Source organism: Mesorhizobium sp. B1-1-6, assembly GCF_006443035.1.
Lineage (GTDB): Bacteria > Pseudomonadota > Alphaproteobacteria > Rhizobiales > Rhizobiaceae > Mesorhizobium.
Genome location: NZ_VFWR01000008.1, coordinates 1 through 23356, shown reverse-complemented (window position 1 = coordinate 23356; position 23356 = coordinate 1). Strand labels below are relative to the sequence as shown.

At 64.0% G+C, this 23356-nt stretch carries 24 protein-coding genes; 23 read left to right on the top strand and 1 reads right to left on the bottom strand.

Features of this window, described 5'->3' with window-relative positions; translation table 11 throughout:
* Window positions 1-208 precede the first annotated feature (208 nt).
* The 16 genes from FJ979_RS16950 to FJ979_RS16875 all read left to right on the top strand — a co-directional run bounded on the left by FJ979_RS16950 (window position 209) and on the right by FJ979_RS16875 (window position 14891).
* Window positions 209-373, top strand: a complete 165-nt coding sequence (locus FJ979_RS16950) for a DUF3309 family protein (protein WP_023757858.1) — start codon at window positions 209-211, stop codon at window positions 371-373.
* Between the two features lie 479 nt (window positions 374-852).
* Window positions 853-1578, top strand: coding sequence for a GntR family transcriptional regulator (locus FJ979_RS16945; protein ID WP_140499919.1), 726 nt, complete (start codon window positions 853-855; stop codon window positions 1576-1578).
* A gap of 3 nt (window positions 1579-1581) precedes the next feature.
* The gene (locus tag FJ979_RS16940) at window positions 1582-2634 is read left to right on the top strand and encodes an ADP-ribosylglycohydrolase family protein (protein ID WP_140499917.1); all 1053 of its coding nucleotides are present in this window, start codon (window positions 1582-1584) and stop codon (window positions 2632-2634) included.
* A complete protein-coding gene (locus FJ979_RS16935; protein ID WP_140521544.1) occupies window positions 2631-3614 on the top strand; it encodes a PfkB family carbohydrate kinase in 984 nt (327 codons plus the stop codon). The genes FJ979_RS16940 and FJ979_RS16935 overlap by 4 nt, the downstream gene beginning before the upstream one ends.
* 39 nt (window positions 3615-3653) lie before the next feature.
* Window positions 3654-4715 (top strand): ABC transporter substrate-binding protein, encoded by a 1062-nt coding sequence (locus FJ979_RS16930; protein ID WP_140499914.1) that lies wholly within the window; start codon window positions 3654-3656, stop codon window positions 4713-4715.
* A 65-nt stretch (window positions 4716-4780) separates the two neighbouring features.
* Window positions 4781-5650: an ABC transporter permease gene (locus FJ979_RS16925; protein ID WP_140499913.1), complete on the top strand. Its 870-nt coding sequence runs from the start codon at window positions 4781-4783 to the stop codon at window positions 5648-5650.
* Window positions 5650-6438 carry an ABC transporter permease gene (locus FJ979_RS16920; protein WP_140499911.1) on the top strand — a complete coding sequence of 263 codons (789 nt, stop codon included), beginning with the start codon at window positions 5650-5652 and terminating at the stop codon, window positions 6436-6438. Before FJ979_RS16925 ends, FJ979_RS16920 begins: the two co-directional genes overlap by 1 nt.
* Entirely contained in the window at window positions 6438-7502 is a 1065-nt protein-coding gene (locus FJ979_RS16915; protein WP_140582303.1) for an ABC transporter ATP-binding protein, read from the top strand. Before FJ979_RS16920 ends, FJ979_RS16915 begins: the two co-directional genes overlap by 1 nt.
* Window positions 7503-7560: 58 nt before the next feature.
* Window positions 7561-8811: an aconitase X gene (locus FJ979_RS16910; RefSeq protein ID WP_140582300.1), complete on the top strand. Its 1251-nt coding sequence runs from the start codon at window positions 7561-7563 to the stop codon at window positions 8809-8811.
* Window positions 8808-9254 carry a DUF126 domain-containing protein gene (locus tag FJ979_RS16905; protein ID WP_140521548.1) on the top strand — a complete coding sequence of 149 codons (447 nt, stop codon included), beginning with the start codon at window positions 8808-8810 and terminating at the stop codon, window positions 9252-9254. Before FJ979_RS16910 ends, FJ979_RS16905 begins: the two co-directional genes overlap by 4 nt.
* Before the next feature lie 246 nt (window positions 9255-9500).
* Complete coding sequence (locus FJ979_RS16900; protein WP_140515885.1) at window positions 9501-10097, top strand: thioredoxin family protein; 597 nt, start codon at window positions 9501-9503, stop codon at window positions 10095-10097.
* Between the two features lie 27 nt (window positions 10098-10124).
* The gene (locus FJ979_RS16895; RefSeq protein WP_140582297.1) at window positions 10125-11750 is read left to right on the top strand and encodes an FAD-binding protein; all 1626 of its coding nucleotides are present in this window, start codon (window positions 10125-10127) and stop codon (window positions 11748-11750) included.
* Window positions 11747-12073 (top strand): ferredoxin family protein, encoded by a 327-nt coding sequence (locus tag FJ979_RS16890; protein ID WP_140582294.1) that lies wholly within the window; start codon window positions 11747-11749, stop codon window positions 12071-12073. The genes FJ979_RS16895 and FJ979_RS16890 overlap by 4 nt, the downstream gene beginning before the upstream one ends.
* Window positions 12074-12086: 13 nt before the next feature.
* Window positions 12087-12923 (top strand): ABC transporter ATP-binding protein, encoded by an 837-nt coding sequence (locus tag FJ979_RS16885; protein ID WP_140499899.1) that lies wholly within the window; start codon window positions 12087-12089, stop codon window positions 12921-12923.
* A 12-nt stretch (window positions 12924-12935) separates the two neighbouring features.
* Window positions 12936-13835, top strand: a complete 900-nt coding sequence (locus FJ979_RS16880) for an ABC transporter permease (protein ID WP_140582292.1) — start codon at window positions 12936-12938, stop codon at window positions 13833-13835.
* A gap of 36 nt (window positions 13836-13871) precedes the next feature.
* Window positions 13872-14891 carry an aliphatic sulfonate ABC transporter substrate-binding protein gene (locus FJ979_RS16875; protein WP_140582289.1) on the top strand — a complete coding sequence of 340 codons (1020 nt, stop codon included), beginning with the start codon at window positions 13872-13874 and terminating at the stop codon, window positions 14889-14891.
* Window positions 14892-14942: 51 nt separating this feature from the next.
* Here the strand turns inward: FJ979_RS16875 and FJ979_RS16870 are convergent, their stop codons facing one another.
* The gene (locus FJ979_RS16870) at window positions 14943-15971 is read right to left on the bottom strand and encodes a LacI family DNA-binding transcriptional regulator (protein WP_140557930.1); all 1029 of its coding nucleotides are present in this window, start codon (window positions 15969-15971) and stop codon (window positions 14943-14945) included.
* A gap of 459 nt (window positions 15972-16430) precedes the next feature.
* Here FJ979_RS16870 and FJ979_RS16865 point away from each other — a divergent pair, with 459 nt between their 5' ends.
* The 7 genes from FJ979_RS16865 to FJ979_RS16835 form a co-directional block, all read left to right on the top strand.
* Window positions 16431-17528, top strand: a complete 1098-nt coding sequence (locus tag FJ979_RS16865; protein ID WP_140582286.1) for a Gfo/Idh/MocA family oxidoreductase — start codon at window positions 16431-16433, stop codon at window positions 17526-17528.
* A gap of 42 nt (window positions 17529-17570) precedes the next feature.
* Window positions 17571-18485 carry a sugar phosphate isomerase/epimerase gene (locus FJ979_RS16860; RefSeq protein ID WP_140567567.1) on the top strand — a complete coding sequence of 305 codons (915 nt, stop codon included), beginning with the start codon at window positions 17571-17573 and terminating at the stop codon, window positions 18483-18485.
* Between the two features lie 55 nt (window positions 18486-18540).
* Entirely contained in the window at window positions 18541-19485 is a 945-nt protein-coding gene (locus FJ979_RS16855; RefSeq protein ID WP_140561048.1) for a substrate-binding domain-containing protein, read from the top strand.
* Window positions 19486-19528: 43 nt separating this feature from the next.
* Complete coding sequence (locus FJ979_RS16850; RefSeq protein WP_181168640.1) at window positions 19529-20548, top strand: ABC transporter permease; 1020 nt, start codon at window positions 19529-19531, stop codon at window positions 20546-20548.
* A gap of 2 nt (window positions 20549-20550) precedes the next feature.
* A complete protein-coding gene (locus tag FJ979_RS16845; protein WP_140499887.1) occupies window positions 20551-21327 on the top strand; it encodes an ATP-binding cassette domain-containing protein in 777 nt (258 codons plus the stop codon).
* Between the two features lie 4 nt (window positions 21328-21331).
* The gene (locus FJ979_RS16840) at window positions 21332-22513 is read left to right on the top strand and encodes an aldose 1-epimerase family protein (RefSeq protein ID WP_140515871.1); all 1182 of its coding nucleotides are present in this window, start codon (window positions 21332-21334) and stop codon (window positions 22511-22513) included.
* Between the two features lie 85 nt (window positions 22514-22598).
* On the top strand, window positions 22599-23356 hold a 758-nt coding region (locus FJ979_RS16835; protein ID WP_140582672.1), incomplete at its 3' end, for a fatty acid desaturase.

The window sequence follows — 23356 nt, the reverse complement described above, 5'->3', positions numbered from 1 at the left end:
CACGTTCCTTCAGCTTTATTCGTATCCTGCGCGTCGGCCGGTCGGAAAGCCCCGCCATTGCGGCAGGACTGCTGCACGAATTGCGCCGTCGCCTTCTCGACGTCATGCATTAGGTGGAACGCGAACGCGTTCAAAGCGTTGTCTGTGAGCAACATTCTCAACCCAGAAGTGCCGAACCGGCGCGCAAGTGCCTGCGGGAGTGGAAGCCATGAGTCTTGGAACCATCCTTATCATCATCCTTATCCTCGCCCTGCTCGGCGGCTTCAGTGGCCTCGGCGGCGGTCCGTTCTACGGAACCGGTTATTATGGTGGCGGCGGGCTGGGGCTTGTGTTGCTGATCGTCATTATTCTGGTCGTGCTCGGACGCATCTAAAGCGCGTCGTGCACGTCGTTCTCACAAGGCGAGAGCCGCTTTTGGGCGACATGCATTGTTTGGGCGACATGCATTGGTCGCTGATCGCGATCCCGTGACCAATGTCGATGCCGGTGCGCACCGGATCGTGATGCGGGCAAACAGGCTTGTGATCGGGCCTCTGGCGAAACTCCCGTAAGGTGATTTCGGTCCACACCCCCCGTGGAAAGCAAGAGGAGAGGTCCCACCCCTTGTCCTCCTCCAAGGCCCGCCCGGGTTCCCGGAGCGGGCTTTCGTTCTTCTGCCGGTAGGGTCACCGCAGCAGGATCGCGACACGGTGCGACGCGTCCAGCACTGGGGAAATTCCTTCTTCGTTGCCGCCTGCGGCCGGCGGATCGTCGAAAGCAGTGCATCGGGGCACATGACCCGTCCCATTGACAAGTCCGCTATACGAGGAGAGATTAAACAGGACTAGACAGGTTCACTATACAGGTACGAATATGAAGCGGAGCGCGATCAAACTGTCTCCCGGCACGGGCAAGCCCGAGCAGATCGCCACCGTTCTGGAATACGAGATCCGCTCCGGCGTGCTGGGTTTCGGCGACCGTCTGCAAAGCGAAAACGAACTCGTGCAGCGTTTCTCCGTCAGCCGCAACACGGTGCGCAAAGGCTTGGAGGAACTTTCCAGCCGCGGATTGATCACCACAAAGGTCGGTATCGGCTCCTTCGTCACCTTTGACGGCAAGCCGGTCGATGATGCGATCGGCTGGTCGCGCGCGCTGGCCAATGCCGGCGCCAACGCCGAAACGCGGACGCTGCGGCTGGAGGTGATCGAAGACCACGACCTTGCCGTGCTGTTAGGCGTCGAAAGTCCGCTCTTCATCGCCGTCGACCGGGTCCGCACCAATGCCAGCGACGGCCATGCCATCTCCATCGAACGCAGCCGCCTGCCGCTGTCGCCAGAGCTGGAGGACGTGCCTCTGCGGGGCTTGCGCGAAGGCTCGCTGCACCAGACGCTACGCGAAGCGGGGCTTGTACCCGACCATGGCGAGGAGTGGGTCGACATCGAGATGTTGAACGCCCATGACGCCGCTATCCTCGGGTGCCCGCAAGGCACACCCTTCCTGCGCGGCCGTCGCCTGACGCGTGCGGCCGATGAGCGGCCGGTCGAATATGTCACCAGCCTGCTCAATCCCGCCCATTTCGCGCTGCATATGAGGTTCTGAGCGATGCCGGAGAACGAGCTTGAGATGGACCGCGCCATGGGTGCGCTCGTCGGCGGGGCGCTGGGCGACGCGCTCGGCATGCCGACGCAGCTTCTGTCGCCTCAGCGCATCGCCGAACTCTACGGCCATGTCGAGGATTTCGTCTCGCCCTTTGCCGATCATCCGGTGTCGAAAGGGCTGCCGGCCGGGACTATCACCGACGATACCGAGCAGGCGCTGCTGCTCGGCCGCATCCTGGTTGCCTCAGGCGACCGCTTCGACCATGCGCGCTGGGTCAACGCGCTGCTCGACTGGGAGCGCGAGGTCAAGGCGCGCGGCAGCTACGACCTTTTGGGACCGTCGACCAAGCGCGCCATCGACGCCATCAACAAGGGCGTGCCAGCCGAGGAGGCTGGGCGCGGCGGCGACACCAATGGCGCGGCCATGCGCATCGCGCCGCTCGGCATCATGATGCAGCCGGAGCCGCTGGATGCGCTCGTCGACAAGGTGGCCGAAACCTGCCGGGCGACACACAACACCTCGATCGCCATTGCCTCCGCCGCGGCGGTCGCGGCCGCCGTCAGCCGCGGCATCGCCGGCGGCGACTGGCGCGCCGCGTCCGACAGCGCCGTCGCGGCGGCGAGGCGGGGGGCGACACACGGCCACTGGGTGACCGGCGGCGACATCGCCGCGCGCGTCGCCTGGGCGCAGGATCTGATCCGCGGCAAGGCGCCACGAGACGCGGTCCGGCTGATCACCGATCTGGTCGGCACCGGCGTTGCCAGCCAGGAGTCCGTTCCGGCCGCTTTTGCTGTGCTGGAGGTCGCCGGCGGCGATGCTTGGCAAGCGGCGGTCATCAGCGCCAATCTCGGCGGCGACACCGACACGATCGGCGCCATCGCCGCAGGCATGGCCGGCGCCTGCACCGGCCTTTCACGATTGCCGCAGGACCGCATCGCCCGCCTCAAAGGCTTTGACATGGCGGGCGTTCGTGCGCTCGCCGCCGATCTCGTCGCAGCGCGGACCTCGCACAGTCGCCTGGAGCAGGCCGGCCCCGGCAAGGACGCGGCGGCATGAGCGCGCGTCTCGTCCATATCGGCAGCGCGGTGGTCGACTATGTCTACCGTATCGATGCCTTGCCGGCGCCGGGCACGGAGAAGACGGCTTCGAGCTATGCGCAGGTCGCCGGTGGCGGTTTCAACATGATGGTCGCGGCAATCCGCACCGGGATGAAGGTGGTATTCGCAGGCCAACTCGGCAGCGGACCCAATGGCGACTTCCTGCGCGCCGCCTTCGCCGTCGAAGATATCAACATTCTGACGCAGCCTTCGCCTCTGATGGATAGCGGCAACTGCGTCGCCATGATCTCCAGCGATGCCGAACGCACCTTCGTGTCGTGGCCGGGGGCGGAGAGCGTGCTCAGCCTCGACATGATGGCTCCGGTGCTGGTCTCGACCGAGGATTGGGTGTTCACGTCAGGCTATACGCTGAGCTATCCCGGCAGCCGCGACGCGCTCACCGACTGGATCGAGACGCTGCCGGCGGACATTCCACTTGTCTTCGACCCGACGCCGGTCGTTTCGGACATTTCGCGCGCCACCCTGTCGCGGGTGCTCGCCCGCACGACCTGGCTGAGCTGCAATACGACGGAAGCCGCCGACATTGCCGGCCCGGGCGATGCCGACGCCCTTGCGGCGCGATTGCTTGCCGATCATTGTCCCAAGGCCGACGGCGTCGTCATCCGCTGCGGCGCCAGGGGCTGCCATATCCGACTGGCGGACGGTTCCGCCGGGACCATTCCCGGTTTCAAGGTGGCGGCGGTCGATACCAACGGCGCCGGCGACACTCATATTGGCGCCTTCGTAAGTGCGCTCGCGCGCGGCATGCTGCCTTTCGAGGCGGCGCGCTACGCCAATGCGGCGGCGGCCATTTCGGTCACTCGCCATGGCGGTTCATCCGCGCCCACAGACGCGGAGATCCGGACTTTCCTGAGCCATGCCGACGGTGGCTCGACCGGCGCGCGAGGCCAGAACCGGAAGGCCCATCAGACAGCCTGATTAAGCCCGGGAAGCGGGCAAACAAAAGAAGGAACGAACATGCGCATGCCTGACTTTACTGCCCTGCTGACGGCGACGGCCGTCTTCACCTCCGCACTTACTTTTGCCGCCAAGGCCGATGAAGTGCACGTGCTCAACTGGAAGGGCTACGGCGCCGACGAGCCATGGGCGATCGCCGCCTTCGAGAAGGCGACCGGCCATAAGGTGGTCAACGACTTCTTCAATTCCGAACAGGAAATGCTGACCAAGATCCGCACCAATCCCGGCCTCTATGACGTCGTCATGATCAACGCCGCCTTCAACGACCAGGCGATGGCTGAAAAGCTGATCCAGCCGATCGACACCTCCAAGCTGCCCAACTATGCCGATATCAGCAAGGACAAGGCGAACTCGCCGATGCTCGACCATGACGGCAAGGTCTATGGCGTGCCGTGGGTGTGGGGCCTGACCGCCCTTGCCATCAACGAAAAGTCCTTCGACAAGCCGCCGACGTCGATCGCCGAAATGTGGAATCCCGCCCACAAGGGCCGCGTCGTCATCCGCGACGACGCCGTCGAGGCGGTGCAGTTCGGCGCCATCGCGACGGGCCAGAACATCAACGACATCAAGGATATGGACGCGGTCAAGACGAAGCTCACCTCGCTGATGCCGCAGATCAAGACCTTCTGGAGCTCGGAGAACGACTGGAACCAGATGGTGGCTTCCAACCAGATCGACATCGGCACCTATTGGAGCGGTTCGGCCGACCGCGCCAAGACGCATTTCAAGCTGCCGGTCTCGCTCGTGATCCCGCAGGAAGGCGCCGTCGCCTGGCTGGACGCCTTCTCCATCCCGGTCGGCTCCAAGAATGTCGCGGGCGCCGAAGCCTTCATCAATTACATGATCGATCCGAAATTCTATGTCGAATGGGTCACCAAGGTCGGTGCACCGGTGTCGGCCAACACCAAGGCGGTGGAAGCGTTGCCCGAGGATTCGTTCAACCGCAAGGTGATGGGTGATCCCACAGTCGCCAAGCGCATCCAGTTCCAGGCTCCGATCACCGATGCGCAGCGCGAAGCTTATCTTACGCTCTGGCAGCAGCTCAAGGTCGACGTGAAGTAAAACCCGCGCCAGGGCCAGCCGGCGTTCGCGCCGGTTGGTCCTTCCAATCCGGGGAGGAGGATAGCATGGCAGCAGAGGGTGCGGTCGCAGTGCGCGGCGGGCTGAGGTCGGCACTGCCGCTGCTGGCGCCCGCCTATCTCTGGCTGACGGTGGCGATCTTCCTGCCGTTGTCGGCCATGGTGTTCTTCTCGTTCATGACCGACCTGCCGCTGACGGGAAAGCCGTGGGCGTTCACGCTTGGCAACTACGCCGCCTTCTTCTCGCAGAACCTTTACCTGACGCTGCTGCTCGCCTCGCTGCGCCTCGGCCTCGAGGTGACCTTGTGGTGCATCGTCATCGGCTATCCCGCGGCTTATGTACTGGCCAAGGTGCTGAAGGGGCGCAGCCGCGAGGCGATCTTCCTGCTCGTCATCCTGCCGTTCTGGTCGAACGGGCTGGTGCGCATCTTCTCCTGGGCGATGGTTTTGCGCGAAGGCGGCATTCTCGACACCGCGCTCAACGCTGTGCTGCCATTCAAGATCAACATCGACCTCATGTATTCCTATCCGGCGATCATCATCGGACTGGTGCACTCCTATGTGCCCTACATGGTGCTGACCTGCTATCTCACTTTGCAGGCGATCGACGATTCATTGCTCGAGGCCGGACGCTCGCTCGGCGCCTCGCGGCTGCAGGTGCTGAAGCGGGTCATTGTCCCGCTATCGATGCCGGGCCTGGTGGCGGGCGCGGCCCTCATATTCGTGCCCGTCGTCGGCTCCTTCATGGAGCCGCGGATCCTCGGCGGCCGCAGCGGCACCTTTTACGGCACGGTGATCGAGGACCAGTTCGTCGCCGTGTTCAACTGGCCGCTGGGGGCCGCACTCTCCTTCATTCTGCTGGCCGTCGTGCTGATCATTCTGGCGCTGGCCGCACCGGTGCTGCGGAGGGTGGCGTGATGGCGACGACGCGTATCCTGGAGTGGCTCGGCCGCCTCTATATCGCGGTGCTGCTCGCCTTCCTGTATTTGCCCATCATTATCATGGCGCTGATGTCGTTCAACGTCTCGCCATTCTACCAGCTGCCATTCGAGTGGACGACGGAATGGTACGCCTCGCTGTGGCAGAACGACCAGCTCATCGCCGCCACCTGGAACAGCATCGAGATCGCCGTCATCACCACGGTCATCTCGACCGTGCTCGGCTCGGCGGCGTCCCTGGCGCTCTACCGCAATGAATTCCGCGGCAAGAAATTCCTGCAGGCGCTGTTGTTCCCACCGATCGCCATTCCCTGGCTGATCACCGGCACGGCGATGCTGATCTTCTTCTTCGGCATCGGCATTGGACGCGGCCTGTTCGCCATCCTGCTCGGCCATGTCGCGCTGGCGCTGCCCTATGTCATCGTCGTCGTCTCGGCCCGGCTGCAAACCTTCGCGCCGGAGCTGGAAGAGGCGGCACGCTCGCTCGGGGCCAATCAGTGGCAGGTGACGAACCGGGTTACGCTGCCGTGGATCATGCCGGGTGTGATCGCGGGCGGCTTGTTTGCGTTCGCCGTGTCGTTCGACCAGTTCGTGGTGTCCTACTTCCTGGCGACGCCGGGGCAGACGACGCTGCCGGTCGAGATCTACGCCGCGATCCGCAAGGGTTTCACGCCCGAGATCAACGCGGTCTCCACCATCATCATCGTGGTGTCGATGGCGCTGATGCTGCTCACAGCGCGCTTCTTCAAATTCGGCGGAGAGAAATAATGGCGGGCGTCCAGGTATCAAACGTCTCGCGCAGCTTCGGCGCGCACAAGGCGTTGGACGACGTCTCGATCGATTTCGTCGATGGCGGCTTCTACGCGCTGCTTGGGCCATCAGGCAGCGGCAAGACCACGCTGCTCAGGCAAATCGCCGGCTTCGATTTTCCCGACAGCGGCCGCATCGCCATCGGCGGCGAGAGCGTCGAGCGGGTACCGGTCGAGAAGCGGCGCATCGGCATGGTGTTCCAGAACTACGCGCTGTTCCCCAATATGAGCGTCGCCGACAATGTCGCCTTCGGCCTGTCGGTGCGCGGCGAGGCCAAGGCGGTGATTGCCACCGAGGTGCAACGCGCGCTCGACCTCGTTCAGCTCGGCTCGCTCGGCGGTCGCAAGCCGCATCAGCTCTCCGGCGGCCAGCGCCAGCGGGTCGCGCTGGCGCGCGCCATCGTCACCAAGCCACGCGTGCTTTTGCTCGACGAGCCGCTCGGCGCGCTCGACAAGGCGCTGCGCGTCGACATGCAAATCGAGCTCAAGCGCATCCAGCGCGAGATCGGCATCACAACCATTTTCGTCACCCACGACCAGGAAGAGGCGCTGACGATGAGCGACCGCATCGGTATCTTGCGCTATGGCCGGCTGGTGCAGGAAGGGCCGCCGGAGGAGATCTACGACAGGCCGAAAAGCGAATTCGCCGCCATCTTCCTCGGGGATGCCAACATCTTTCGCGGCGATACCACCGGCAACGGCATCCGCTTGGCGGACGGCACGACGATCGCCGCCGGGGCCGGCGCCAGGCTTGCCGCCGGCGCAAAGGCAAGCTGCGCCGTGCGTCCGGAGCGTATTCGGATTGCCTTGGATGCCGGAACTTCGGACGGCGATGCCAACATACTGAAGGGCCAGGTTTGCAAACGCATCTTCGCCGGCAACAACAGCACCTACTTTGTCGAGCGTGCCGGCCAGACGCTGAAGGTCATCGTCCAGAACACCGGCGCTGACAGGCTGGCGGAAGGTCAGCATGTCGTACTACGCTGGTCCCCGCAGAGCACGGTGTTGATCCCTGCGGGGTAGTTCACTGAACTGCTGGCGTTCCTTCGCGCCATAAGATCGAGTAGGGGCCAGAGCGGCAATGACGTTGGAATTGACTGCCGAGGACCAATCCATGCTCGACGGCGAGCAAGGGCCGTCGGCGGCCGCGGCCATGAAGATCCTCGTCGCCTTTTCCAAAGCCGTCGGAGCGGACAGCCTCCTCGACATTGCCGGCGCCCATATCGATGGCTGCCTCTACCATGGCACGGCAGGGCTCGATTTCGTCGAACGGCTGGTCGAGGGCGGCGGCCGCGTGCAGGTGCCGACGACGCTCAATGTCGGCTCATTCGATCTCATCCATCCCGGCATGGTGAAGATGCCGGCGGCGGAGGAAGCGCCGGCGCGGCGGCTGATGAAGGCGCATATCGAGCTCGGCTGCCAGGCGACCTTCACCTGTGCGCCCTACCAGACGCGGTTCCGGCCAGGTTTCGGGCAGCAGATCGCCTGGGGCGAATCCAACGCCATCGTGTTTGCAAATTCGGTGATCGGCGCGCGCACCAACCGCTATGGCGATTTCATCGACCTGTGCTGCGCCATGACGGGCCGCGCGCCGGCCTGGGGCCTGCATCTGAGCGAGAACCGGCGCGGCCGCATCCTGTTCGAGCTGGACTTTGCTGAGCCAGAGCCGAGCGACGCCCTGTTCGTCGGCGTCGGACTGATCATCGGGCAACCCAGCGGCGATCGCGTTCCGGTTGTCACAGGTCTGCCACGGCCGCGCGACGAGGACCAGCTGAAGGCGCTGGGCGCGGCAGCAGCGACTACCGGCGCCGTGGCGCTGTTCCATGCGGTCGGCATCACGCCCGAAGCGGGAACGCTCGACGAGGCGTTCCATGGTCAAGCGCCGGAAGAGACGATCCGCATCACGCGCGCCGATATCGATCATGCACTCGCCAAGCTGTCGCGCGTACCCGACGGGGCGCCGCTGGCGGCCGTGTCGCTGGGCACTCCGCATTTCTCGCATGCGGAATGGATGCGCCTGCTACCCTTGCTGCGTGCCATCGCGCCGGGCAGGGGCATCCCGATCTATGTCAACACCGGTCGCGCGACGCTGACGCGATTGCAGGAGGAGGGCGCGCTTGATGGCACACAGGCGTTCGGCCTGATCCCCGTCGCCGACACCTGCACCTATGTCACTGCGATTCTGGAACGGCTCGACGGCGTGGTGATGACCAATTCCGGCAAATGGGCGCATTACGCTCCGGGCAATATCGGCGTGACGGTTGCGTTCGCGGATATGGCGGATTGCATCCGCTCCGCCGCGGTGGGGCATGTCGTGCGGGGCGCGTCATGACCGCGCCGGTGGAACCGGGCGTCGTCCAGCGATCCGGCACCTTCCAACTGGCCGGGAGTGCCGAGGGTCGGGCGTTGGTATTCTCGCAACCGCTGAGCTTCTGGGGCGGCGTTGATGCCACGACAGGCGACATAACGGATCACTCGCATCCTGGCCTCGGCCAGAACGTCGCCGGGAAAATCCTGATCATGCCGAGCGGGCGCGGCTCCTCGTCCTCATCCTCGGTGCTGGCCGAGGCAATCCGCAGGGGCACGGCGCCGGCCGGCATCCTCCTGGAACGGCCTGACCCGATCCTGGCAGTGGGCGCCATCGTCGCGGAATTTCTCTACGGGATCAGCATGCCGCTGGTGGTCTGCGAGATTGACGGCATTGTTTCCGGCGAGCGGATCGCGATCGATGTCGGCGGGGACAGGGCAATTGTCCGCAAGGAAACCGTTTCCTGACCAAGCTCGACGCGGACGACGAAGGCAGTGGGCGCTTCGCTCCCCGCCAAATCTCATTTCTTTCAAAACGGCCTTCCGTTCGAACAAACTTTTCGCCCGGCCCGAAACATTGGCAGGATATTCCAAGCGGCGCGGTTGACCGGAGGCGGGTTGTCTAGCCTATAATTCTACTAAATTCATAGACTAACTTCGTCCGGCGCTGCACGGCATGGACCGTCTGAGCGGCAGCAAGAAGGGAGCGCATCAATGCCGAAGACAGAATCCAACTCGATCGAGCTTGGCACCAAAGCGGCCGATTTCCTGCTGCCCGACGCCCAAGGCGTGCTGCACCGGCTCGGCGATTTCGATGCAAAGCCCGCCTTGCTCGTCGCCTTCATCTCCAACCGCTGCCCTTTCGTCGTGCTGATCCGCGAGCAGCTTGCCGCTTTCGCCAGGGAATATGCGGGCAAGGGGCTGCAAGTGGTGGCCATCAATGCCAACGACCATGAGGCGCATCCCGAAGAGACGCTGGCCCGCATCGGCGAGGAAGTGGAGAAATTCGGCTATTCCTTCCCCTATCTCAAGGATGCCTCGCAGCAGACGGCGAAAGCCTATGGCGCGGCCTGTACACCCGACTTCTTCCTGTTCGGCGCCGACCGGCGGCTTGCCTATCATGGCCAGTTCGACGATGCGCGGCCGGGCAATGGCAAGGCGGTGACGGGTAACGACCTGCGCGCGGCGGTCGACGCGGTGCTGGAGGGCGGCAGGCCCGCCGCCGGCCAGGTGCCGTCGATCGGCTGCAACATCAAATGGAGCGCCGGCAATGAGCCGGCGTGGTTCTCGGGCGCTGCGCGCGCTGCTTAGCGCCTCGCACTCCTTCGCAGAGCATCCATGTCCATGTCTCAAAGATCCGCGTCCGACAGGCTGCAACTCCAGACCGACGTGCTCGTGCTGGGCGGAGGCCCGTCCGCAGCCTGGGCGGCGGTCGCCGCTGCCGAAAGCGGCGCGCAGGTGGTGCTGGCCGACAAGGGCTATCTCGGCACCAGCGGCGCCACCGCGCCGTCCAATACGGGTACCTGGTGCGTACCGCCGGGCGACAACAGGCATGCGGTGGTCGAGCGACGCTGGCAGCGCACCGGCGAGCTTGCGGACCAGCGCTGGATGCTGCGCTGCGTCGACACGGCCTATCGCAACCTGCTCAGGCTTTCCGAGTGGGGCTATCCGTTCCCGAGCGAGGATGACGGCCGGCTCTACATCGCCAATCTGCGCGGGCCCGACTACATGCGCTTCATGCGCCGCCGTGTGCTTCTGGCTGGTGTTACCGTGCTCGATCATCATCCGGCGCTGGAACTCCTGTCGGATGGCGATGCCGTCGTAGGCGCGGCCGGTATCGGCCGGCAGGCCGGCCAGGACTGGCGCGTCGACGCCAACGCAGTGGTGCTGGCGACCGGCGGCTGCGCTTTCCGTGAGCGCATCCTCGGCGGGACTGGACTGACCGGCGACGGCTATCTGATGGCGGCGGAGGCCGGTGCCAGCCTGTCGGGCATGGAGTTTACCGGCAAATACACGTTGGCGCCCTTTGGGTCTTCGCTGAACAAGGGGCTGCCGTTCCGCTGGGCCTCATTCCATCGCGAGGATGGATCGCCGATCCTGGGCCCTGCCGGTAAGCCGCTGCGCAACGGCATCGGCGACCGCGAGGACGAGGTGGCGCGCGCATTGATCGGGGGACCGGTCTATGCGCGGCTCGATCAGGCGGAGCCGGCGCTGCAAGGCTGGTTGCGCCAAGGGCAGCCGAACTGCTTCGTGCCTTATGACCGCGCCGGTGTCGATCCATTCACCGAGCTGTTCCGCATCACCCTGCGCGCCGAAGGCACGGTACGCGGTACCGGCGGCATCGACATCGTCTCCGACGACTGCGCCACCGGCGTGCCCGGCCTCTATGTCGCAGGCGACGCCGCCAGCCGCGAGATCATGACCGGAGCGGTATCGGGCGGCGGCGCCGTCAATTCCTCCTGGGCGCTGGCCAGCGGCTGGTGGGCGGGCAAGGGCGCCTCGACCCATTCGAAGCGTCGCGGCGGCAGGGCGTTCCGCGACACCGTTGAACCACTCGGTCAGGCCGGCCTGCGCCCGGCGGCCTCGCCGCGTGCCGACATCGCTGCGGGCGAGGTCATCGAGGCGGTGCGCAACGAGGTGACGCCGCTCGACAAAAATTTCTTCCGCAACGGCGAGAGCTTGGAGAAAAGCCGGGGGCGGCTGGAGAGTGTCTGGCGCGACGTGCGCGACCATCTGCGGGGCGAAGGGGTGGACCGGGTCCGCGCGCGCGAGGCGGCGTCGATCGCCGCCGCGGGGCGCTGGTCGGTGGCGGCCGCGCTGCATCGGACAGAAAGCCGCGGCATGCATCGGCGCACCGATCTGCAGGGCAAGAACCCGGCCCTCGCGCATCGGCTGGTCATCACCGGCGTCGACGACTTCCGCATTGCCGGGGCGCCGGAGCGCCTGGCGGAGCTGGCGTCATGATCGAGATCGTCTCGGCCGCGCGCTGCGTCGAATGCGACATCTGCGTCAAGGTGTGCCCGACCAATGTGTTCGACGCTACCAAGAACGGCGCGCCTGTGATCGCCCGTCAGGACGACTGCCAGACCTGCTTTCTCTGTGAAATCTACTGCCCGACCGACGCGCTTTACGTGGCCGAGTTCGCCGAGGGGCCGACCGGCATCACGGAAGCGCAGGTCGAGGCACGTCAACTGTTCGGCGGCTACGCCCGCGCGCTCGGCTGGAAGCGCGGCAAGGCCGGCGGCTCTGAATTCGACCCGACGCACCGCATCCGCGTGGCGCAATAGGAAGCGACAGGACATGGACCGCATCGTCGTCAGCGATATCAAGAAGACCTTTCTGCTCAAGCCGGGGCAGTTCGTCACCGTCGACGGCGAGGAGACCGACCGCGTCACCGTGCTCGACGGCGTCGATCTTTCGATCCGCAAAGGCGAGTTCATCACTTTGGTCGGCCCGAGCGGCTCGGGCAAATCTGTGCTGCTCGACATCATCGGCGGGCTGACGCAGGCGAGCGGCGGCGATGTCCAGCTCGACGGCCGGCGCATCACCAGGCCGGATCCTAAGACCGGCTATGTCTTCCAACAATATGCGCTGTTTCCCTGGCGCACGGCGCTGGCCAACATCGAATACGCGCTGGAGGTGCGTGGCGTCGCCAAGGCCGAGCGCACGGTGACGGCGCGCCATTTGTTATCGTTGTTCGGTCTTGCCGGTTTTGAGGACCGTTTCCCCAACCAGCTCTCCGGGGGCATGCAGCAGCGCGTGGCGATCGCTCGCGCCTTGGCGAGCAACCCGGAAGTGCTTTTGATGGATGAACCCTTCGCCGCACTCGACCAGCAGACGCGCGAGCTCCTGCAGGGCGAGTTGCTGCGGATCTGGGGCAAGATCAAGACAACAGTGATCTTCGTTACCCATTCGATCGACGAGGCAATCTTCCTCGCTGACCGCGTGGTGGTGATGACGGCGCGGCCGGGCGCGGTGAAGGAGATCATAGACATCGACCTGCCACGGCCGCGCGACGGGGACATCCGCGCCAGCGCCGGATTCAACGGATATCGCGGCCGCGTCTGGGACGCGCTGCGCGATGAGGTCAACAAGGCGCAAAAGGACTGGACGCTGTCGCCAGCCTTCAGTCATTGAGGAGGTAGAGCCATGGCTTATCTTACCGAAAAGTTCGGCCCTGCCGGCGCTCTTCATCTGTTTGCCGGCGCCGGCGAGACGGCGGCCGCCGCAAGAGTCCCGGCCATCACCGCCCACAGTGCCAAGGTCCGGCGCAAAGGGACGAGCCACGGGACTTTCCTTTACGGCTTGCCGCTGCTCGGCCTGTTCTTTCTCGTGTGGGAAATCGCGCCACGGCTCGGCTGGCTGAACCGCATCTTCTTTCCGCCGCTGAGCGAGGTGCTGGTCGCTTGGTGGAACCTGCTCGCCTCGGGCGTTCTGGTCGAACATATCGGCATCAGCCTGCAGCGCGCTGCGATCGGCTTCGCTCTCGGCGTGGTGGTGGCCATTCCGCTCGGCCTGCTGATGGGGCGCTACTCGCTGTTCGAGAAGGTCTCTGACCTGCTTGTGCAGACGCTGCGCAACACCTCGCAATTCGCGCTGCTTCCGGTGTTCATCCTTTTGCTCGGCATCGGCGAGGAATCGAAGGTGGCGATCACCTTCTACTCCTCGGTCTTCTTTCTGCTGGTCAACACGATCAGCGGCGTCAAGTCGGTCGATCCGCTGCTGATCAAGGCGGCGCGCTCGATGGGTACGTCCGACTTCGACCTGTTCCGGAAGGTTATCCTGCCGGCCAGCATCCCCTCTGTTGTCGCCGGCGCAAGGCTGGCGGTGAAGTCGTCGCTGTTCGCGGTGATCGGCGCCGAGATGCTGGCGGCCAAATCCGGCCTCGGTTTCCTTATTCAGAACTCGCAGTTGATGATGGAAACGGCGGACATGTATGCCGGCATCCTGACGCTGACCGTCATCGGGCTCACCGTCAACTATTTGCTCGTCTGGTTCGAGCGCTGGGCGACCGCCTGGAAAGGCCAGTCCGAGTCCTCGCTCATCTGAGCCGTTCACTCATTCCAATCAGCAAGGATTTTCCTCATGTCCAACATTGCATTCGACGGATTTCGCCGGCTGTTCCTGAAGGGCGCCATTGCCGTCGTCATCGGCCTTGGCGGCATGCCCGCCTTCGCGCAGGACAAGCCCGAATTCATCCGCATCGGCAGCACCGCGCCGGGGCACCTCAAATTCGTCCTCGCACAGAAGGACGGCTGGTGGGAAAAGGAGTTCGCCAAGGACGGCATCAAGGTCGAACTTGTCACCTTCAATGGCGGCTCCGAGGCGACGACGGCGCTTGCGACAGGCGCCATCGAATTCACCTATACTGGCAACAATCCCGCGTTGCGCGTCGCCGCCTCCGGCGCCGATGTCAAGCTGATTGGCCTGTCGAGCTATGTGCGGTCGGGCGGCTCGTATATCGTGGTCAAATCCGACTCTCCACTGAAGACGCTGCAGGACCTCAAAGGCAAGAAGGTCGCCTATCTCACCGGTACGGTGCGGCACTCGAATTTCAGCAAGGCGCTGAACAGCGTCGGCCTGACGACCGGTGATGTCGAGGGATTGAACCTGCCTTTCGAGGCATCCGGCCCGGCACTGCTGCGCGGCGACATCGACGCCCTCGTCGAAACGGATTCGACCGCGGCCAAGCTGGTCGACACCGGCGAGGCACGGGTGCTCTTCGACACCAGCACCCATCCGGAATGGAACGTGCCGAACGTTATTTCGGTCAACGGTGCCTTCGCGGCGAAATATCCCGACCTGGTCAAGCGGCTGCTGAAGGTCGACATCGAGATTTCGCGCTGGGCCGATGCCCATCCCGACGAGACGATCAAGACATTCGTCGAGGCGACCAAGTCGTCGGAGAAATCGGTACGCAAGACCTATGCGGACGGCGTTTTCCACCAGGATCCGAGGCTGACCGACGATGCGATCGAGGCGCTCAAGGGCGAAGAGAAATTCATGGCCGGTGCCGGGCTTTTGAAGGGCTCGATCGACTACGGCAAATGGATCGACAAGAGCTTTGTCGACGCGGCCGGCGCGGAAGTCGCAGCCGTCCAGTAGCGGGCGTGCTGAACGGGCAGGGGTTCCGGCGCCGCTCCATTTCAGAGAGTGTCAGATCTCCGGGATGTTCTCCTTGAAGATCACCTGGAGCCTCGGCTGGTGCAATTCGTAAGGCAGTCTCCGGACCGCGTGGGTCAAGGTGTTGAGCGCTTCGCGCGCTTCGACGCGCGGGTTCTGGTCGATGACCGCGTCGAGCGTGCCGTCGAGCAGAAGCTCCTTGGTGCCTTCGGTTACCTCATGGCCGAGGAAAACCATCGATATCGCACGGCCGCGCTCCTTGAGCGCGCGGGCAATGCCGGTGTTGCCCGCGCCGACATTGTAGATCGCGGCCAGGTCGGGGTGCCGCTCCAGAAGGGCTGATGCCTCCGAATAGGCCTTTTCGCGGTCGTCAAGCATCTCGCGCATTTCGACGATCTCCAGATTGGGCGATTCCTCGGCCAATATGTGCCGGAATCCCATCTCGCGTTCCTCATGGCCGCGATAGGAGAGCGAGCCGGCGAACAGCGCCACCTTGCCAGGACGTTCCGACCCCATGAAACGGTTGAGCAAATAGCCCGCCAGCCGCCCGGCGGCGCGGTTGTCGATGCCGATATACGCGACCCTTGGCACATGCAGGATGTCGGAGGCGATGGTCACCACCTTGACGTCGTTGGCCGACAGCGAGCGGATCGCCTCGCGCACCGTCGGATGGTCGAGCGCGATGACGCCGACGCCCTGAGTCTGGCCGCGCAGATCCTGCAAAAGGCGTGCGAGCCGGTCGGGATTGAAGCCCTCTATGGTGGCGATGTGGACATCGAGATCCGGCCGCGCCAAGGCTTGGGCTTCGATGTGGCGATGCAGCATCTTGATGAAGGAATTGGTGCCGGCCGGCAGCGCGAAGTCGAGCCGGATGACATCGCCGGACAAGGGCTTGAGAGGTGCCCCGTTCGCGCCTTCGGCGATGTAGCCAAGACGCTGCGCCATTTCGAGCACGATTTCGCGCGTGCGCGCCCGCACCCCCGGACGGTTGTTGAGAACACGGTCGACGGTGGCGGCGGAAACGCCGGCTTCCCGGGCTATGTCAGTCAGGGTGGAACGCACCGTCTTTCATCTCCTCAATGCATCAGGATCACGCAATGCCGACCGCCGGCCGGGTGGCGACTGCTCTTCGCCATCCGCGATTCTGATGGGAAATGATGTATCCGGCCTTGGCCGATGCGCAAGCCGCCGGGCTAAATCAGACCGCCCGGCAGGATCGCATCGCCGTGGGAAGATAGATTTCCCATCAAATCGAGGCATCAGGAGCGGTGTATGGATTCCGGTATGACGCATTCCTTCGCCTTTCTGCTAGATTGTGAGGTGTTTTGATTATTCATGATGTTGACAGCCTTCCGTGACTGCCGTCAATATCCCTCATGGGCTCGTGAAGGAAACATTGGCCCCGAGGGAGGGAATTCCAATGCCTGATCCGATCCGCATGCCGCGGCTCCGGTTGCCAGCATCTGGAGGCGCGTTGGCGAGATGACGACGGCCGCGAAGACAGAATTCTGGGAGGAAGACATGGCAGGCAAAGGCTTCGAGCCGGACGTGAAGGTTCGCACCAGCGAATTCAAGATCGGCTGCGTCGGCGCCGGCATGATCATGGCTGAATGCCATCTCGCGGCCTATAAGGAAGCAGGCTTTCCTGTCGTGGCGATCGCTTCGCGTACAAGGGCGAATGCGCAGAAGGTCGCCACGCGCTGGGGCATTCCGACCGTCCACGACACGCCGGAACGACTAATCGAGGATCCGCAAGTCGAGATCATCGACCTGGCTTTCCCACCGGACCAGCAGCCGGCGCTGATCCGCCACGCGCTGAAGCAGAAGCACATCAAGGCGATCCTGGCGCAGAAGCCGCTGGCGCTGTCGGTCGAGGAAGCGGTGAAGCTGCGCGACGAGGCGGCGAAGGCGGGCAAGATCCTCTCGGTCAACCAGAACATGCGCTACGACCAGTCGATGCGCGTGCTGAAGCAGATCATCGACAGCGGCGCGCTCGGCGACGTCGTCTTCGCGCAGATCGACATGCATGCGATCCCGCACTGGCAAGGCTTCCTCGAGGAGTACGACCGGCTGACGCTTGCCAACATGAGCGTGCATCATCTCGACGTGCTGCGTTTCCTGTTCGGCGATCCCGATGAGATCACCACGCTGACGCGCAAGGATCCGCGCACGACTTTCGAACACACCGACGGCATCACCGTCTCGACGCTGCGCTTCCCGTCCGGCGTGCTCGCCGTGTCGCTGGAGGATGTCTGGTCCGGTCCGCGGCAAGAAGGCTACAAGGACGACCAGCACATCAACTGGCGCGTCGACGGCACCAAGGGCGTCGCCAAGGGCACGATCGGCTGGCCGACCGGTGCGGCCTCGACGCTCACCTATGCCTCGGCCGAGACAACGGATGGCGAGTGGGTCAGCCCAAGCTGGGACACGATGTGGTTCCCGCATGCTTTCATCGGCGTGATGGAACAACTCCAGCACGCCGTGAAGACAGGCACGCCACCGGCGCTTTCCGTCGCCGACAACGTCAAGACCATGGCGCTGGTAGAGGCGGGCTATCGCTCGATCGCTTCGGGCCGCACGGTCAAGCTTTCCGAAATCTCGACAAACCCGATCAATTGAAATCACTGGTAACTGAATCGCTTACAGGGAGGAATTCACACCATGATGCAGGCAGGTATTTTCACGGGCTATTTCCCGTACGGCCTCGAAGAGACGGCGAAGAAGATCCGCGGGCTCGGTTTCAACACGGTGCAGCTCGATCTGCATTTCAGGGATATCGACCTGTCGGCCGGGCAGATCACCAAAGACAAGGCCAAGACCGTGCGCGATGTCTTCCGCGACCACAACCTGCCGGTCTGCTGCGTGTCGGGCTACACCAACATCATCCATCCCGACAAGGCAGAGCGCGACAAGCGCGTCGGCTACCTCAAGGAAATCATCCGCAACGCCCGCCATTTCGGCTCGCCCTACGTGATCTCGGAAACCGGCACCTACAACACCGAATCCGACTGGGTGCACCACCCCAAGAACAAGACCGAGGAGGGGTTCGAGGAATGCCGCAAGGTGATCGCTGATCTTGCGCAAACCGCCTATGACCATGGCGCGGTCTTCCTGCTCGAAACCTATGTCAACAACGTCGTCGGCTCGGTCGAGGAAACGGTCAAGATGTTCGCGCAGGTCGACCATCCCGGCCTGGGCCTCTTGATGGACCCGACCAACTACTTCGAGACGCACAACATCGACAGGATGGACCAGATCCTGAACCAGGTGTTCGACACGTTGACGGACAAAATCAAGATAGCGCATGCCAAGGACGTCAAGCGCTCGGGCAGCGACAAGTCGGAAAAGCACGCCGACATCGGCGATGAGGATGCCATGGAAAGCCACACCTTCCGCGGCGTCGGCGAGATCGAACTGCCGGCGCCCGGCCTCGGCTCGCTCAACTACGACCTTTATCTTCAGCGGCTTGCCGAGAAGCACCCGAACATTCCGGTCATCATCGAGCACCTGTCGGAAGACGACGTGCCGCGCGCCAAGACATTCCTCGACGGGAAGTTCCGCGCCAACGGCCTGTGACGGCCGGCCGCGCCGCCTGTGCATGGCGGCACGGCTCCAAACAAGGAGGAAAGCAATGTTGAAATTTGCATTGAAATTGGCGGCCGCCGCGACTGTGCTTGCCGGCATCGCGTTCGGGTCGGCCGCGCAGGCACAGGACGGCCAGAAGACCTTTTATCTGCTGTCGCATGGCGGTCCGTCGGACGCTTTCTGGATCGACTGGAACGCCGGCGCTACCAAGGCCTGCGACCAGCTCAAGGTGACCTGCAAGATCTCCTTCAGCGGCGGCGACATGGCGGCGCAGAAGGAAGCCTTCAATTCCGCGCTTGCCGCCAAGCCCGACGGCATTGCCACCACCTCGGCGCAGCCCGGCCTGTGGACCGAGGAGGTCAAGGCCGCGAAGGCCGCCGGCATCCCGATCGTGTTCTTCAACACCGACGACCCGGCGACGGGGCGGCAGGCCTATGTCGGCGCCGACCTGAAGGAGGCAGGGGCGATCTGGGCAAAGTATCTTGTCGACCACAAGATGGTGAAGCAGGGCGACAAGGTCTTCCTGCCGGTCGAAGTCCCCGGCGCCAGCTATCAGCAGCTCGAGACCGAAGGCATCGCCAGCGTCTTTGATCCGCTCGGCATCAAGTACGACGTGGTTGATTGCGGCACCGATCCGGCCGGCATCATCGCCAAGATGACCGACTATATGGTTGCCAACAATCCGCCGGCGATCATCGCGCTCGGCGATTCCGTGGCGGCCAGCGTCAAGCGGGTCTTCGACGGCGCCGGCGTGCCGGCCGGCAAGATCCCGGTCGTCGGCTGGGGCAATTCGAAGGAGACAGCGCAAGCCGTCAAGGACGGTTTCGTCAACGCGGCCGCCTGGCAGTACCCATCGGCACAGGGCTTCATGCCGGTGGCGCTGCTCGGGCTTGCCGCCTCGGGCGAGCCGATCGGCTACGACATCCATACCTTCGGTCTCTACGACGCCTCGAGCGTCGAGCCGATCCTCAAACTCTACGACAAGAAGTGAAGATGGACGCCCGCCGCGCCGGCGGCGGGCGCCTGCAAACAGCATGGTTCAGAACGTCATGGCAGTCACCGCGGAAGAGGGCGCAACAAGCGCCAGGAGCAGGTCGAGGCTGATGCGCTCGCCGCAATTTTCCTCGTTCATCATCCTCGTCGTCCTTCTCGTGGTGTTCGCGGTCGCGGACGGCAATTTCCTGTCGCCGCTCAACATCTCCAACATGATGGCGTTCCTGCCCGAGCTCGGCATCATCGCGCTCGGCATGACGCTGCTTTTGACGGCCGGCGAGTTCGACCTGTCGGTCGGTGCCGTATTCGGCCTGGCGCCGGTGATCGTGATGCTTCTGGTGCAGAACGGCGGGGTGGATATCGGCGTCGCCCTTCTGGCTGGACTTTTACTGTGCATCGCGATCGGGGCGATCAACGGGGTGATCGTCACCAAGATCGGCATCTCGTCGTTCCTGGTGACCCTGTCCATGCTGCTGATCGTGCGCGGCGCGGCCCTCTACATCACCCAGGGTTTCCCGCTGAAGTCGTGGGACCAGCCTGGCTTCTTCGTGACGCTGCTTGCCGGCAGCTTCAATATCGGCTCGTTCCGCTTCTACACCTCGCTGTGGTGGTTCGTCGGCCTGTCCCTGCTCGCAATCTACGTCCTGCGCTATGCCAAGCTCGGCAACTGGATCAGCGCCATCGGTTCCAACCGCAACGCGGCGGTGGCGCGCGGCGTGCCGGCGGACGCCGTCAAGATCTGGCTGTTCATCGCCACCTCGGTGCTGGCCGGGCTTGCCGGCATGATCAGCGCCTTTCGTATTTCGGCCGCATCGCCGGTGGCCGGCACAGGCTATGAGCTCGAAGTGATCGCCATGGTGGTGGTTGGCGGCACGGCGCTGACCGGCGGACGCGGCACCATCCTGGGCACCATCGTCGGCGCGCTGATGCTGCGCGCCATCCGCAACGGCATCGTGCTCGTCGGCGTGCCCGGCCTCGCCTACAACATCTTCGTCGGCATGATCATCCTCGCCATGCTCATCCTGCATGCTTTGCTGCAGAAAAACGCGGCAAGGAGCTGACGATGATGCAAGAAGTGCTTCGGCTGCAGAACCTGCAAAAATCCTTCGGCAGCGTGCGCGCGCTGAAGAATGCCTCGCTAACGCTGAGAGAAGGCGAGATAGTGGCCCTGCTCGGCGACAATGGCGCCGGCAAATCGACGCTGATCAAGGCGATCTCCGGCGTCTTCCCGGTCGATCGCGGTGACATCTATGTGCGTGGGCAGAAGGTTTCGATCCGCTCGACGCGCGACGCGATGGATCTCGGCATCGAGACCATCCACCAGGATACGTCGCTGGCGCCGGATCTCAGTATCGCGCGCAACCTCTTCCTCGGCCGCGAACCGGTCAATTTCAAATGGTTGGGCGTGTTTGCGCCGCTCGATCTCGCCAAGCTGCGCGATGCTGCCTCCTCCCTGCTGAAGCGCGTCGGCATCTCGAAGAAACTCGACGCCGACGCGCTGGTCTCAACGCTGTCGGGCGGCGAGCGCCAGTCGATCGCCATTTCGCGGGCCATGCAGTTCGCCGCCAAGGTGATTATCCTCGACGAGCCGACCAACAATCTCGGCGTCGAGGAAACCCATGGCGTGCTGCGCTTCGTCAAGGAGATGCGTCAGGCCGGCCATTCGGTGCTGCTCATCACCCACAACATCCATCACGTGTTCGAGGTTGCCGACCGCATCATCGTCATGCGCCGCGGCGAGATCGTTGCCGAGCAGACGGTCGCCGATACCGATCTGCTGACCGTGGAAAGCATCATCACCGGCGCCGACCTGTCGGCTCTGATGAAGAGGGCGCAGTGACGGCATGGTAGAGCTTTACGGCAAGACGCTCTCGCGCCGGCAGGTCTCGGAACGCTCCGGCATGCTGTCGCAGTTCGCCGGCGTGCGGCTGATGACGCTCGGCGACGGGGTGGAGCGCGGTATCCGCATGCTGGAGTTCCGCACCGGCTCCGGCCTGCGCTTCACCGCACTCGTCGACCGCGCGCTCGACATCGCCGATTGCGACTTCAAGGGCCAGGCGATCGGCTGGCACTCGCCGGGCGGTTTTCGTAACCCCGGTCTTCACGACTATGAGGGGGAAGGGGGGCTGGCCTGGGCACGCTCCTTTTCCGGTTTGCTGGTCACCTGCGGCCTCGACCATATACTGGGTCGGGAAGAGGTGCCGGCCGAGAACTACAACTATCCCGGCAAGAAGACCGTGATCCATTCGCTGCATGGCCGTGTCGGCACCATCCCGGCACGGCTGACCGGCTACGGTGAGGCGTGGGACGGCGACCGCTGCGTGCTGTGGGCGGAAGGCATCGTGCAGCAATCGGCGGTGTTCGGCGAGGATCTGCATCTGATCCGGCGGATCGAGGCGGATGTCGGCGGCAACGAGATCCGGCTGTCCGACCGCGTCGTGAACCATGGCTTCAATCGCACGCCGCATATGTATTTCTACCATGTGAATGTCAGTCATCCCCTGCTTGACGAGGGCTCGCGCTACCTCGCGCCAATCCGCGACGTGGTTTGGGCCGGCCATGCCGGCGAGCGCTATGAGGCGCAGAAGGTCGGCTACCGCACCGTGCCGGAACCGCGAATGGGGTTCAGCGAACAGGTCTGGCAGCATGAAATGGACGCCGATGGAAAGGGCGAGGTACCAGTGGCGGTGGTCAACGACCGGCTCGGCCTCGGCTTCGAAATGGTGACGCGGAAAGACCAGCTGCCTTGCGCCTATCAATGGCAGAATTTCCAGGCCGGACAGTATGCGCTGGGTATCGAGCCATCGACGCATCATGTGCTCGGCGATCTCGCCGCGCGCGAACGCGGCGAGATGATCTGGCTGGAGCATGACGAAGGCCGCGCCTACGATGCCGTGTTCCGGGTCCTGGACGGCAGGGAAGCTATCGCCGGCGCCGAAGACAGGATTGCGGCAATCGCCCGCCAGCCCGAACAGGATTATCCTCGGCCCTCCGGCAATTTCCGGAGACTGGCGGGCCCGGCATGAGCGCGACATGTATTCAAAGCAAGCCCTCCGGCCGGCGGGCCGGATTGCGAGCGGTGCGAGAAGTTTGGAGGCCCGTGTGAAGACGATGGCAAAAAAGCGGGATTACAGCCTGGTCGGTGAAAGCACCAGGGCCGCGATCGAGACCGGCCTGGCCTCCGCCGAATGGTACCACACCGATGTCCCCCGCAAGGTGATGAAGGAGCTGATGCAGCGTTCCGACGGGCCGGCGATCCGCGACACCATCATCTGGATTGTTGCGATCCTGGGGTCGGCCGCCGGCATTATCTGGTTCTGGGGCTCATGGTGGGTGGTGCCGTTCCTGTTCGTCTACGGCGTGCTATACGGCTCGTCGAGTGACTCGCGCTGGCACGAATGCGGCCATGGCACGGCCTTCCGCACGCGCTGGATGAATGATGTCGTGTACCACATCGCCTCCTTCATGCTGATGCGCAATCCAGTGCAATGGCGCTGGAGCCATGCCCGCCACCACACCGACACCATCATCGTCGGCCGCGACGCCGAGATCGCCGTCATGCGGCCGCCGGACCTGTTGAAGGCGGCGCTGGCCTTCACCGGCATCCTCGATTTCCGCTATTCGCTGCCGACGCTCGTGCGTCAGGCGTTCGGCAAGCTGTCCGACGAGGAGAAGAGCTATGTTCCGGAAATGGAATGGGCAAAGGCCGTGACGGCCGCGCGGTGGCATGTTGCCGTGTACATTGCGACGATCGCTGTCGCGGTCGTCCTCAGGTCATGGATACCGGTGGTGCTGATTGGTTTGCCGCGCCTCTACGGCACCTGGCACATGGTGACCACCGGCCTGCTGCAGCATATCGGGCTGGCCGA